Origin of the sequence: Actinoplanes sp. NPDC049599 (genome assembly GCF_044465625.1) — a bacterium.
In the GTDB taxonomy this organism is placed as follows: Bacteria; Actinomycetota; Actinomycetes; order Mycobacteriales; family Micromonosporaceae; genus Actinoplanes.
This window is the reverse complement of the sequence record NZ_JBITLX010000001.1, coordinates 638985-652388: the sequence shown is the minus strand read 5'-3', so window position 1 is coordinate 652388 and position 13404 is coordinate 638985. Positions and strand designations below refer to the sequence as shown.

10 protein-coding genes are annotated in these 13404 nt (G+C 72.8%); 3 read left to right on the top strand and 7 right to left on the bottom strand.

Annotated elements, in window-relative coordinates:
• Positions 1-126 precede the first annotated feature (126 nt).
• Both ACIBQZ_RS03155 and ACIBQZ_RS03150 read left to right on the top strand, forming a co-directional pair.
• Positions 127-1053: an MmpS family transport accessory protein gene (locus tag ACIBQZ_RS03155; protein ID WP_396086763.1), complete on the top strand. Its 927-nt coding sequence runs from the start codon at positions 127-129 to the stop codon at positions 1051-1053.
• A gap of 36 nt (positions 1054-1089) precedes the next feature.
• Positions 1090-2277, top strand: coding sequence for a pyridoxal phosphate-dependent aminotransferase (locus ACIBQZ_RS03150; RefSeq protein ID WP_396086762.1), 1188 nt, complete (start codon positions 1090-1092; stop codon positions 2275-2277).
• Between the two features lie 256 nt (positions 2278-2533).
• Here ACIBQZ_RS03150 and glmM read toward each other — a convergent pair whose 3' ends face one another.
• From glmM to rplM, 3 genes are all read right to left on the bottom strand, one after another.
• A complete protein-coding gene (gene glmM / locus ACIBQZ_RS03145; RefSeq protein WP_396086761.1) occupies positions 2534-3886 on the bottom strand; it encodes a phosphoglucosamine mutase in 1353 nt (450 codons plus the stop codon).
• A gap of 150 nt (positions 3887-4036) precedes the next feature.
• On the bottom strand, positions 4037-4645 hold the full coding sequence (gene rpsI, locus ACIBQZ_RS03140) for a 30S ribosomal protein S9 (protein ID WP_396086760.1): 609 nt from the start codon (positions 4643-4645) through the stop codon (positions 4037-4039).
• 20 nt (positions 4646-4665) lie between these two features.
• Positions 4666-5109 carry a 50S ribosomal protein L13 gene (gene rplM, locus ACIBQZ_RS03135; protein ID WP_396086759.1) on the bottom strand — a complete coding sequence of 148 codons (444 nt, stop codon included), beginning with the start codon at positions 5107-5109 and terminating at the stop codon, positions 4666-4668.
• A 652-nt stretch (positions 5110-5761) separates the two neighbouring features.
• Here rplM and ACIBQZ_RS03130 point away from each other — a divergent pair.
• The gene (locus ACIBQZ_RS03130; RefSeq protein WP_396086758.1) at positions 5762-6907 is read left to right on the top strand and encodes a uroporphyrinogen-III synthase; all 1146 of its coding nucleotides are present in this window, start codon (positions 5762-5764) and stop codon (positions 6905-6907) included.
• Between the two features lie 1501 nt (positions 6908-8408).
• On the opposite strand, the gene ACIBQZ_RS03125 is transcribed toward ACIBQZ_RS03130, so the two are convergent.
• From ACIBQZ_RS03125 to ACIBQZ_RS03110, 4 genes are read right to left on the bottom strand one after another with little or no spacing between them, the layout of a single operon-like run.
• Complete coding sequence (locus ACIBQZ_RS03125; RefSeq protein WP_396086757.1) at positions 8409-9029, bottom strand: GTP-binding protein; 621 nt, start codon at positions 9027-9029, stop codon at positions 8409-8411.
• Positions 9010-9372 (bottom strand): DUF742 domain-containing protein, encoded by a 363-nt coding sequence (locus ACIBQZ_RS03120; protein WP_396086756.1) that lies wholly within the window; start codon positions 9370-9372, stop codon positions 9010-9012. The genes ACIBQZ_RS03125 and ACIBQZ_RS03120 overlap by 20 nt, the downstream gene beginning before the upstream one ends.
• Positions 9373-9423: 51 nt before the next feature.
• Entirely contained in the window at positions 9424-9837 is a 414-nt protein-coding gene (locus ACIBQZ_RS03115) for a roadblock/LC7 domain-containing protein (RefSeq protein ID WP_023358264.1), read from the bottom strand.
• Complete coding sequence (locus tag ACIBQZ_RS03110) at positions 9834-13142, bottom strand: nitrate- and nitrite sensing domain-containing protein (RefSeq protein WP_396086755.1); 3309 nt, start codon at positions 13140-13142, stop codon at positions 9834-9836. Before ACIBQZ_RS03110 ends, ACIBQZ_RS03115 begins: the two co-directional genes overlap by 4 nt.
• Between the last annotated feature and the right edge of the window lie 262 nt (positions 13143-13404).

Below are 13404 nucleotides of genomic sequence, written 5' to 3'. Positions count from 1 at the left end.
AAAGAACCGTTCGGTGGGTCCTGTCCCCCTTCCTGGCCAGGTCAGGCGCACCGGTGACACGACCGGGTGATCCGAATCTGGCGTCGGGGGCGTACCGTCGGGCGGACGCCTGCTCTGGAGAGACGATTGAGCTACCCACCCCCTTCGGACCCGACGCGCCCGTACCACTCGGAAGAACCCGTTTCCGGCCAGCCGTGGTCGGCCCCGTCGGGCGACTCCCTGGGCGCCGAGCCCTACCAGCCGCCGCGGCCCCCGGCGCCGACTTTCCAGCCGGGTTACGCCTCGCTGCCCACCCCGAACGCGCAGACCAGCGGGCCGCCGGAGGGTTACCCGCCGACGTCGCAGTTCCCCGCGCAGGCCAACTACCCGCAGTACGAGGCCCAGCCCGGCCAGCCGCCGCAGCAGCAGGGTCAGTACCCGCCGCCGGCCCACCAGCCGCCCGGCTACGGTCCCCCACCCGGCTACGGTCCCCCGCCCGGCTACGGCCCGCCGCCCGGCTACGGCGCCCCGCCCCCGCCCCCGAAGCGCAGCAACCTCCCGCTGGTCGCCGTGCTGGTGGCGGTGGTGCTGCTGCTCTGCGCGGGCGGCGTCACCTCGGTCGTCCTGCTGGTGAACCGCGCCACCGAGAAGGCCCAGGAAAAGATCGACTCGCTGCCCGACCTGCCCACCGCGGTGCCGGAGCTGCCCACCGACCTGCCGACCGACCTCCCCACGGACCTGCCGACCGACCTGCCCACCGGGCTGCCGAACCTGCCGGACATCGACCCCGACAAGGAGATCGAGGTCGAGTACGAGGTCAGCGGCGACGGCCCGGTCGAGATCGTGTACGTGGAGAAGCTCGGCGGCGACGCCAAACGGGTCCGCAACGTCGACCTGCCGTGGCGCAAGACGATCACGATGAAGGGCTCGGCGCTGGTGTCGGTCATCGCGGTCCGCGGCGCCACGTCCGAGGGAACGCTGAGCTGCAGCGCCAAGGTGGACGGCGAGGAAGTGGCACAGAAGACGAGCGAGGGCACCTTCATCACCGCCGCCTGCACCAAGCTGGTCTTCTAGAAACCCCTCAGCCACGGCACGCCGTAGGCTGACGGGGTGACGACGTCGACCCCGGCCGATCCGCTCGTCGGGCGCATGCGCCCGTTCGGCACCACCATCTTCACCGAGATGTCCGCGCTGGCCCTGCGCACCGGCTCGGTCAACCTCGGGCAGGGCTTCCCGGACACCGACGGGCCGCCCGAGATGCTGGCCGCGGCCGCCGAGGCGCTGCGGTCAGGGGCAAACCAGTATCTGCCGCTGACCGGCATCCCCGCGCTGCGCGCCGCGATCGTCGCGCACGAGCAGCGGTTCTGGGGGCTGGAGCGGGATCCGGACGCCGAGGTCGTAGTCACCGCCGGCGCCACCGAGGCGATCGCCGCCGGCATTCTCGGGCTGTGTGAGCCGGGCGACGAGGTGGTGTGCTTCGAGCCGTACTACGACTCGTACGCGGCGTCGATCGCGCTGGCCGGCGCGGTCCGGCGGCCGGTCACGTTGCGGGCCGGCCCCGACGGCCGGTACGGCTTCGATCCGGACGAGCTCCGGGCCGCGTTCGGGCCGCGCACCCGGCTGATGCTGCTGAACACCCCGCACAACCCCACCGGCAAGGTCTGCACCGCCGGCGAGCTGGCGCTGATCGCGGAGCTCTGCCAGCAGCACGACGTGTACGCCGTGACGGACGAGGTCTACGAGCACCTGGTCTTCACCGACGCGCCGGAGCCGCACGTCCCGCTCGCCACCCTGCCCGGCATGCGGGAGCGCACCCTGCGGATCTCCTCGGCCGGCAAGACCTTCTCCTGCACCGGCTGGAAGGTGGGCTGGGCGACCGGCCCGGCCCCGCTGGTGTCCGCGACGACGCGGGTGAAGCAGTTCCTGACGTTCGTGAACGCGGGACCGCTCCAGCCGGCGGTGGCCGTGGCGCTGGGCCTGCCGGATGCGTACTTCACCGGCTTCCGCGACGGCCTGCAGTCCCGGCGCGACCGGCTCGTCGCCGGCCTGACCGACGCGGGCTTCGGCGTGCTGCCGTCCGAGGGCACGTACTTCGTGACGGCCGACATCACGCCGCTGGGCGGCACGGACGGCGTCGACTTCTGCCGGGCGCTGCCGGAGCGCTGCGGGGTGGTGGCGGTGCCGACCCAGGTCTTCTACGACCACCAGGAGCACGGGCGGCGCTTGATCCGGTTCGCCTTCTGCAAGCGCGAGGACGTCATCGACGAGGCGGCCCGCCGCCTGCGCACCCTCGCCTGACAGCCCCTCGCGACGGCAGGCCCGACCCCGTCCCGAACCCCAGCCTGCGGGCAGGCCCGGCCCCGTCCCGAACCCCAGCCTGCGGGCAGGCCCGGCCCCGAGCCGAGCCCCAGCCTGCGGTCGGCCCGGGCCCGACCCCGCCCGGCCCGACCCCGCCCGCGGGCGGGCCCAGCCCCGGCTCCGGCTGAACCCCAGCCGCCAGCCGAGCCGCGGCGGCGGCGGGCCCGGCGAGACGCCGGACCCGTCGCCGGTCAGCTCATGCCGGGCTGGCGGAACGCACCTCGTCCGCGACCCGCTCGGCGATCGTGCGCGCCTGGTCCTCGCTGCCCGCCTCGACCATCACCCGGACCAGGTGCTCGGTGCCCGACGGGCGCAGCAGCACCCGGCCGGTCTCGCCCAGCTCGTTCTCCGCCAGCGCCACCGCGGCCTGCACCGTCGGCGCCGCCGCTCCCGCCTGCCGGTCCTTGACCGGGACGTTGATCAGCACCTGCGGCAGCTTGTGCAACACCCCCGCCAGGTCGGCCAGCGACTTGCCGGTCCGCGCGATCGTCGCCATCAGGTGCAGGCCGGTCAGCACGCCGTCGCCGGTCGTCGCGTACGCCGGCATCACGATGTGGCCGCTCTGCTCGCCGCCCAGCGCGTAGCCGCCCGCGGCCAGCTCCTCCAGCACGTACCGGTCGCCGACCTTGGTCTCCAGCAGCCGGATGCCGGCCTGCTTCATCGCCAGCCGCAGGCCGAGGTTGCTCATCACCGTCGCGACCAGGGTGTCCTCGGTGAGGTCGCCGGCTTCGCGCATGGCCAGGGCCAGGATCGCCATGATCTCGTCGCCGTCGACCACGTCGCCGGCCGCGGTCACTGCGAGGCAGCGGTCGGCGTCGCCGTCGTGGGCCAGGCCCAGGTCGGCGCCGTGCTCCAGGACGGCCTCGCGGACCGCCTCGAGGTGGGTCGAGCCGCAGTTGTCGTTGATGTTGAGGCCGTCCGGGTTGGCGTGGATCGCGATGACCTCCGCGCCCGCCTCCTCGTACGCGGTCGGGCCGACCTCGCTGGCCGCGCCGTTCGCGCAGTCGACCACGACCTTGACCCCGGCCAGCGGGTGCGGGGTCGACTCGACCAGGTGCTTGATGTAGTGCTCGGCGCCGTCCAGCAGGTCGTGCACCCGGCCCACGCCGGCGCCGATCGGGCGGCCGACCAGGCCGTGCCCGTCGGCGATGGCGGCCTCGATCTTCTCCTCCAGCTCGTCCGGGAGCTTCTGGCCGCCCGGGGCGAAGAGCTTGATGCCGTTGTCCGGCATCGGGTTGTGCGACGCCGACAGCATCACGCCGAGGTCCGCGCCGGTCTGGCCGACCAGGTACGCGACCGCCGGGGTGGGCAGCACACCGACCCGGACGACGTTGGCGCCGGCGCTGGTCAGCCCGGCCACGACGGCGGCCTCCAGCATCTCGCCGCTGGCCCGCGGGTCACGCCCGACGATTGCCAGGGGCTGGTGGCTGGCGTCGCTCTCGATGAGCACCCGGGCGGCCGCGACCGCGACCGAAAGGGCCAGTTCCGGGGTGAGCAGGTCACCGTTTGCCAGCCCGCGTACGCCGTCAGTGCCGAAGAGTCGCCCCATGGCGGTCGTTCCTTTCGCCGGGCCCGCCCGTGTTCGGGCGGTGGGCCGGTGCTGTTTGTCGGGGAGGGAAACGCGAACGGCCGGACACGCTCCCCGGTGAGGAGCGCGCCCGGCCGTCCGGTCAGACGTGGTGCAAGACGAGCGCTGCGATCAGCGCTTCGAGTACTGCGGAGCCTTACGGGCCTTCTTGAGGCCGTACTTCTTGCTCTCCTTGACCCGCGAGTCACGGGTCAGGAAGCCGGCCTTCTTCAGGGCCGGGCGGTCGTCCGGGTCGTTCGTGATGAGCGCCCGGGCGATGCCGAGACGCAGCGCGCCGGCCTGGCCGGTGATGCCGCCGCCGCGCAGGTTGGCGATCACGTCGAACTGCTCGGGCTTCTCCGCGGTGCTCAGCGGCTCACGGATGAGCTGCTGGTGCACCTTGCTCGGGAAGTAGGCCTCGAGGTCGCGGCCGTTGCAGGTGATCTTGCCGGTGCCGGGGATGAGGCGCACCCGGACGATGGCCTCCTTGCGGCGGCCCACGGTCTGGATCGGCCGGTCGCCCGGGCGCGGGGCGCGCACCGGAGCCGGCGCGGCCTCGACGACCACGACGGTCTCGGCAGTCTCGGCGGGAACCTCAGCAGCGGAGGCCTCAGCGGCAGGCGCCTCAGCGGCAGGCGCCTCAGCGGCGGGCGCCTCAGCGGCAGGCGCCTCAGCGGCGGGGGCCTCGACGGCGGGCTCCTCGACGGTCTCGACGACCTCGGGCTCGACGATGTCGGTCATGCTGTTTCCTTCGCCCGCGCTCACTGCGCGATCTGCTTGATTTCGAACGGCACCGGCTGCTGCGCGGCGTGCGGGTGCTCGGCGCCCGGGTAGACCTTGAGCTTCTTGATGACCTGGCGGGCCAGCTTGTTGTGCGGGAGCATGCCCTTGACGGCCAGCTCCACCGCGTGCTCGGGGCGCTTGGACAGCAGCTCCTCGTAGCCGATCTGCTTCAGGCCACCCGGGTAACCGGAGTGCCGGTAGGCGACCTTGGTCTGCCGCTTGTTGCCGGTCAGCGCAACCTTGCCGGCGTTGATGATCACCACGAAGTCGCCGGTGTCGACGTGCGGGGCGAACGTGGGCTTGTGCTTGCCGCGCAGGAGCGCCGCGGTGTGGGTGGCGAGCCGGCCCAGAACGACGTCGGAAGCGTCGATGATGTGCCACTGACGCTCGATCTCACCCGGCTTCGGGCTGTACGTACGCACAGAATTACCTTGTCTCGTCGTCGGTCTGGGGGCGCGCGCTGGTCGCAGAAAGCACGAACATCAAGCCTACCCGAACGGGCACGCTCGCAGCTGTCGCACAACAGCAGGCAACAATACCCGCCTGCGCGGCGCGCGGTCAAAACGGGCGGTGGGCCCGCCATGCAGACGGGACCGGATAACGTAGCGCCACCAGTTTAGGCGGTGCCCCGCGGCACGCCGACATGGGGATGCGTGATTCCACCCACCGGTGGCACGCCCGGCAACGTGAATGCCTCTTAGCAGGCTCGAAACATACGGGACGCGCGGTGGTAATTACCCCCCGGCAGTCTTCCGACATGGCGAGTGGTGCGGTCATCTCGACGACGCGGCCAGGGCTCCGGCCCGGCGGCGCGCCCGGGCGCACCACCGCAGGACCACCGCCAGGGTTGAGGACGGACCTGGCGGTGCCCGCCGAGCCGTTTGACCGGCTCGGCAACGGGAAGCCGCGGCGTGTGCCGGCCGGAGGTACGGCGGAGAACGCAAGCGTGACATGGGAGCGGGTCCACGCTGAGGACGGCGGTCTCCGAGCGTGCCCTTCGGTGGACCGGCCGGCCACGCCGCGGCTTTCTGGCAACCCTCCCCGCACCTCAGTGTGGGGAGGGCGGGCCGCCGGATGACGGACCGGGCCGGCAGCGCGAGAAAAACCGTGATCACCGCAGCAGCGCTCGCGGAGCCGACGGCGTCGCTGTCCGGCTACACGATAGGCGTGACTTCGGACCGCCGCCGCGACGAACTGGCGGGCCTGCTGGAGAACAGAGGCGCCCGCGTAGTGATCGCCCCAGCCCTCCGCATCGTCCCGATCGCCGACGACGCGGAACTGCGCGCGGCCACCCGAGCCTGCCTCGAGACGCCACCGGACATCGTGCTGGTGAACACCGGAATAGGCATGCGAGGCTGGCTGGAGGCGGCGGACGGCTGGGGGCTGGCGGAGCCGCTGCGGTCGGTGCTGTCCCGCGCGTACCTGGTCGCCCGCGGCCCGAAGGCCCGCGCCGCGATCCGTTCCGCGGGCCTGCAGGACCAATGGTCGCCGGAGGGCGAAAGCTACGAAGAGGTCGTGGAGCACCTGACCGCCCGCGGCATCGCCGGACTGACGGTCGCAATGCAACTGCATGGCGAAAGCCAGCCGGAATACACCGAGGCCCTCCAGACGGCGGGCGCCCGGGTGATCGAGGTCCCGGTATACCGCTGGGCGCCCCCGGTCGACCCGGCCCCGCTGCACCGCCTGGTCGACCTGATCACGGGCCGCCTGGTGGACGCGGTGACGTTCACCTCGGCCCCAGCGGTGAGCGCCCTGCTCCGCACGGCCGGCCCGAACACGGAGCCCCTGCTGGAAGCACTCCGCGCCGACGTCCTGACGGCCTGCGTAGGCCCGGTGACAGCGGCGCCACTGCGCAGACACGACGTGCCGGTGGTGACCCCGGCCCGCGCCCGGCTGAGCGCCCTGGTCAGAACGATCGTCGACGAACTGCCCCGCAGGGCGCTGTCCCTGGAGGTAGCGGGCCACAAACTGACCCTGCGCGGCCACGCGGCGATCGTGGACGGAGACCTGAAGCCGCTGGCGCCGGCCCCGATGGCGGTCCTGCGAGCCCTGGCGTCAACCCCGGGCCGGGTGCTGTCCCGCGCGGCCCTGCTGAGGGCCCTCCCCCGCGGCGCGGACGAGCACGCGGTGGAGATGGCGGTGGCCCGCCTCCGAGCCGGCCTGGGCACGCCGGGCGTGATCCAAACGGTCGTGAAACGCGGCTACCGCCTTCCGGCCTGAGCAAATCAAGATCTTCCGGTCGTGCCTGGTTGCATGGCACTGACCGTCGCTCCCGCCGAACGCAGGGTGATTGCATGGTCCATTCGCTCGCGCTGGTTGCATGGACCCTCCCCTTGCGCGAGGTGCATGGTGGGGCTTGGGGGCGGGGACAACCCACTCCGGGCGGTCAGGCTTGGTCCCTGCGTGGGTCATCCCCGCCCCCAAGCCCGACGTGGTCACCCTCGTTGCCTTCCCGCCGGCCGGCGCACCCCCGCACGCGCGACAGCCCTTCGCGCTGGGCTCCACCGCCCGCGCGATCTTGTAGCGCTGGGGTGCGGAGCTAACCACCGCGCTACAACGTCCACCAGCACAGACCTCCGCCGCCCACCGACCCCGCTGGATCGCGCAGTGCTCAAAGCGCGAGGCTGGACACGACTCCCCGCCACCTGCCGGGCACTCGCCTCCGGCCCACCCACGCACCCACCACCTGTCCCGCGCGCCTGAATCTCGCAGCGCTCGAGCGAGCCGACCTCGGCGTTACAAGCCATCCGAAGCATCCACGTCAGGCGTGCCCCGCAACCGCCCACCGCTGCCACCCGCCCAAGATTCCCGCCCCGCCCGGCCCCGCCCGGCCCGCCCGGCCCGCCCGGCCCCGCCCGGCGCACCCGGCCCGCCCGGCCCCGCCCGGCGCACCCCGCGCCGCAGACCCCGCCTTTCCCCGCCCCGCACCGCAGACGCCCCGCACCGCACCGCAGACGCCCCGCACCGCAGACGCCCCGCACCGCAGACGCCCCGCACCGCAGACGCCCGTCCTCGCCTTTGCCCCGCGCTGCACCGCGTCCCCTCGTCCGTGCCGCCCTCGTTCCGCCCCGCGCCGCCCGGCGCCGCCCTCGCCCCGGCGCCGCCCTCGCCCCGGCGCCGCCCGCGCCCCGCGCCACACCGCGCAGCACCGCACCACCCACGCCCCACGCCGCGCCCCACCCACGCCGCACCCCACGCTGCACACCGCGCCGCCCGCACACCGCGCCGCCCGCACCCCGCGCCTCGCGCCGCGCCGCATCGACCTCGCGCGCCCTCGCGCCGCCTGAGTCTTGTGGAGTTGGGGTTAAGGGCTAGCCGCGGCCGTAGCGTCTACCCGAAGCACGCCCCTTCGGCTCATCCATTGACGCTTCAACCACTTGCGCCTGATCTTGTCGCAGCGCGGACGAGCCGACCACAGCGTTACAAGATCTGTCGGGGCGTCCATGGCCGGCGTACCCGCAGGCGCACACCGCCGCACACGCCGTCCCGTGCGGACTGGGTCTTTTTGGCGTTGGGGCGGGCTGGCCACTGGGGCACGTGGTTTGGGCGGGTGGCCGGCTTACTGCTCATGTCGGGGGCCGGCGTGAGTGGGCCCGCAGCCCCATAGGCGTCAAGCAGCCCACGCCGAAGGCAGGCATGCCCCATTCCGCGCGTGTTGTGCTCCCGGGCACGGTGATGCGGCGGTCCGCAATGCGGACCGCCGCGGGGCTCGGGGCCGGGTTCAGCCCACCGTTGCCGGGAAGCCTCTGCCCTGTTCGGCGACCAGGGTTGCCATCGCGTGTTCCACCACGCCCACCAGCACTGATTTCACCGAGTCGCGGTGCCGGGCGTCGCACATGATCAGTGGCACGTGCGGTGCGATCGCCAGGGCTTCGCGGATTTCTTCCGGTTCGTACCGGGGTGCTCCGTCGAAGCAGTTCAGCGCCACCAGGTACGGCAGGTGACGGTTCTCGAAGTAGTCAAGCGGCGCGAAGGCGTCGGAGATCCGTCTGGTGTCCACCAGGACCGCCGCGCCCACCGCACCTCTGATCAGCTCGTCCCACATGAACCAGAACCTGGTCTGGCCGGGCGTGCCGAAGAGATACAGGATCAGGTCGTCGGCCATCGTGATGCGGCCGAAGTCCATGGCGACCGTGGTGGTCTCCTTGCCCGGCACCTTGGACGCGTCGTCGATGCCCTGGCCCGCCGAGGTCATCACGGCCTCGGTGGTCAGCGGCTCGATCTCGGAGACCGCACCGACCAGGGTCGTCTTGCCCACGCCGAAGCCGCCGGCAATGACGATCTTCGCGGAGGTGATCTCCTTGGGTTGCGCCCCCGCCCGCTCAGAGCTTGCGAAGTCCACTCAACACCCTTTCCAGCAGATCCATCCGCTCCGTGAAGCCTTCCTTGGGAGCGGCACTGTGCAGCGTCAACAGCCCGTCGGCGACCATGTCGGCGACCAGCACCCGAGCTACTCCCAGCGCGAGCCTGCTGTATGCAGCAATCTCGGCCAGGGACTGCGCCCGCGGCTCGCACAGCACGGCGATGCGGTATTTGTCATGCCCGGCGAACCGGGCCTCTTGCACGGCGGCCTGGCTGGCGACCAGGACCGCTTCGATGGGGATGTGCCGCTGCGGCTCCGTCCGGCCCCGGGTGACCGCGTAGGGACGGACCAGGTTGCCCCGGGGGTCGTGCGGTTGTCCCACGTGCGGTCACCTCCTTCCGGCGTGCTCTGCGGTACGGGATACAGCGCCAGGTCAGACCTGGTGTGACACGGCCTCGCGGGGAGCGGGCACCAGGGCGGCGCCGACCCGTTCGACCAGCAGTGCCATCTCGTAGCCGACCTGGCCGACGTCGCAGCTGCGCGCCGCCAGCACGGCCATCGAGGAGCCGTCGCTGATGGACATCAGGAAGAGGTATCCGCTGTCCATCTCGATGATGGTCTGCTGCACCTCGCCGGCGTTGAACATCCGGGACGCGCCGTCGGTGAGGCTGACGACGCCGGATGTGATCGCGGCGAGCTGGTCGGCACGGTCCGCCGGCAGGTCCCGCGACGAGGCCAGCAGCAGGCCGTCCGCGGAGACCGCGACGACGTGCGCGATACCGGCCACGCTGTCGGCGAAGTTGCTGAGCAGCCAGCCCATGTCCTGCATGGTGGGGGGCCTGGTCACTGTGAGTTCTCCTTCGGAGCAGGGGCGCCCGCGGCAGTTTCCTCGCTGCCGGCCGTACGCCCACGTTGCACACCGCGGTGGTAAGCGGAGAGGAGGCCGCGTACCTCATCCGGGCTGCGACGGTTCTGGTTGCGCGGGCTGCTCTGCACGCCACCGGGGACGAGCTGGGCCTGGGGCACCCGCTTGGGTAGTCCGGAACGGGTCGTGTCGTTGACCGCGGGTTCCGCCGCGGCCATCGCCCGCTGCCAGCCTTCGTCGGCGGCGGTGCGCCAGGCATCCTCGGCCGACCTGCGTGGCCGGGGGACCTGGGCACCGCTGTCCGGACCGGCTTCCACCGGTCGCGAACCATTCTGCCCCGCGTTCTGGGGCCGGGAGGTCGTCGGTTCGGGTCGGGCTGCCGGCGGGACCGGGGCCGGCGGCGCCGGGAGTGTCACCGGGGCTGCCGGAGCAGCGGCTGCCGGGGGTGTCACCGGGGCCGCCGGAGCAGCGGCCGCCGGGGCCGCCGGGGCTGCCGGGGCCGCCGGGGCTGCCGCCACCGGAGCGGCGGCCTGCGGCTGGTTCGGCGGTGGCGCATAGCCCGCGGTCGGCATGCTCCACTCCCCGGAAGTCAGCCCCTCGTGCCCCTTGAACCAGCTCTGCTGCATCTCGAGGAAGATCGGCGAGGACTCGCCGCGATCCTCGGTCTGCGGCGCCGGCGGCGGGGGCGCCGGCGGCATCGCCGCGAGCGCGGCACCCCACCCGTTGGGGTTCGGGCTGGCCGGCCGGGCAGGCGCCGGCACCGTACCCCCGTCGGGGGTGGCGAAGCCGGTGGCCGGCGCGAAGCTCTGCTGCACCTGGCGGTCGGGCGCCGCGGCCTTCATGGTCGGGTACGCCATCGTCGGCGAGCTCGTGGCACCGACGCCGAAGCCGGCCACCGGCGCGGACTCGGCCGGCTGGGTGACCCGGGTCGGCAGCGGCGGGCGGTCCGTGGCCGGCTGGCCCTCGCCGCGCCTGGGCAGCACCGGCCGGTCCGGGGTGGGCAGGCCGTCGCCGCGGCCGGGCAGCTGCGCGGGCTGCAACGGCAGCTGCGGGTGCGCCGGCTCCTGCGGGGCGGGCACCACCGGGTAACCACCGGTGCCGGACCGGAGCAGGCCGCCGTCGGTGCGCTGCCCCCACGGCTCGGGCGCGATCGCCGGCAGGGTCGCCGTCGCCGCGCTGCCCCGGCCCAGCGGCATCGGGTCGTTCCAGTTGGCCGGGGCCGCGTCGAGCTGGCGGTTGCCGCGCGTCGGCGACTCCAGCGGGCGGTGCTGCGGCAGCACCACGATGTGGTTGGGCAGGATCACCTGGGCGACCGTGCCGCCCTCGATGTTGGCGCGCAGCTCCACCCGGATGCCGTAGCGGTTGGCGAGCCGGCTGACCACGGCCAGGCCCATCAGCCGGAACGCCGCGACGTCCACGTCCGGGGTCTCGGCCAGCCGCCGGTTCAGGGAGTCCATCTGTTCCTCGGACATCCCCAGCCCGCGGTCCTCGACCTGGATCACCACGTAGTCGCGGATCCGCCGGCCGTCCGCGACCACTACCGTGTTCGGCGGCGAGAAGCGGGTCGCGTTGTCGAGCAGCTCGGCGACCAGCCGGACCACGTCGTTGACGGCGACCGCCATGATCGAGATGTCGGTGTCGACCGTGCCGAACTCGATCCGGTTGTAGAGCTCGACCTCGGACTGCGCGGCCCGCAGCGCGTCGACCACCAGGGCGTCCTCGCGGCGCGGGGCGCTGGAGTCGGCGCCGGCCAGCACCAGCAGGTTCTCGTCGTTGCGGCGCATCCGGGTGGCGAGGTGGTCGAGCTCGAAGAGCTGCGCGAGCCGCTTCGGGTCCTCCTCGCCGCGCTCGATCAGGTCCAGCTCGCCGATCATCCGGTCGACCAGGCTCTGCGAGCGGCGGGCCAGGTTGAGGAACATCGCCGAGACGCTGGTCCGCAGGGCGGCCTGCTCGGCCGCGATCCGGACCGCTTCCCGGTGTACGACGTTGAACGCCTGCGCCACCTGGCCGACCTCGTCGCGGTTGGTGAGCCGGATCGGGTCCCGTACCTGGCGCACGATGTCGTCGGCGCCGCCGTCGCCCAGGTTGCGGACGTCCCGCAGCCGGGCGACCGCCTCGGGCAGGTCGCGGTGGGCCACGGCCAGGGCGCCCTCGCGCAGCCGGCGCAGCGAGAGGTTGAGCGAGCGGGCCAGCACCACGGCCAGCGCGATGGCGACGATCAGGGTGAGCAGCACCAGCCCGGCCTCGAGGGCGGCCTGCCGGCCCACCGCGGAGCTCTCGTCGGCCGCCTGGGTCAGGGCCTCGGACTCGAGCCGCTGCTCGGCCCAGCGCATCAGGTCGACGACGGCACCGAAGGACTGGGTCAGCTCGATCGGCGTGATCGGGTCGGAGCGGTTGAGCCGGGTGGCGTACTGGTCGGCCAGGTTGATCGCGTCGCCGGTGACCGTGTTGTCCACCAGGGCGCGCTGCGCGGGGGTCGCCACCAGGGCGAAGCTCTCGAGCGCCTCCTGCTGGCTGGTCTCGGTGGCGGTGAGCACGGAGAGCTGCTCGGCGCTGAGGTCACCGGAGGCGCGGGAGGCGTAGGCGACCGCTTCCTGCTCGGCGGTGCCGGCCTTGGCCCGGGCGAACGCGGAGACGGTGCGGAGGGTGTCGGCCACGGTGCCCTCGCCGGCGTACTGGCTGAGCACCTCGCCGTAGCCGACCAGGTCGGTGAGCACGACGCCGTACCGCAGGACCGCCTCGGAGATCGCGATCTCGTCGCGGTCGGTGACCTTCTTGCGGGTCGCCTCCATCGTCTGGAGGTGGCCGTCGATGCGGTTCAGCCGGTCCTGCACGGCGGTGGGCGCGTCGTCCAGCTCCCGGCGGTCCGCGGTGTACCGCTGGATCCGGTCGTCGCTGAGCGCGATTGCCGCGTTGTAACCGTCCGGCTTGGCACCCGGCGTGGCGAGGTACTGCGCCGCGGCCATCCGTTCCTTGTGGATGTACTGCGTCAGGTCGGAGACGTCGGTGGAGAGCCTGGTCAGGTCCTCGACCTGGCGGGCGTCGAGCGCCCGGCCACCGACGTCGACGAGCCGCACGGTGGCGAGCGCGAGCACGGCCACCAGCGGCACAAAAAGAATGAGGGCGAGTTTGGACCGGATGCGTGCGTCCCGCAGCCGCGGGATGCGTCCGCGCCGCTCCCGCGTGCCGGCCCCACCCTGGCGACCGACATCCGCGCTGCCACCGGCCGGGGCGCCGGCGCCGAGGGCGGGATAGGTCGAAGCCTGGGCCGAAGAACCGGTGCTCACGACATCTCCTCGCTGGTCATCCCCGCATTTCCTCGCCCATCCCGAGACTGCCGCCCGGGAGAAGCCGATCCACGCGACAGGGCTCGTGCCACACGCGGCACGGCCGCGATTTCATCAGAAACGGCAAGCCTTTGGGAAGTCTGCGCCGTTCCGGAAACAGCGTTCACGGTGCCCTGACAATCAACCATTCGGCTCGACAATCGACGCTCCGTAGGCGTTGACGTGCACGAATGTGACCGTCACGACTATCCGTGTCGGTGCA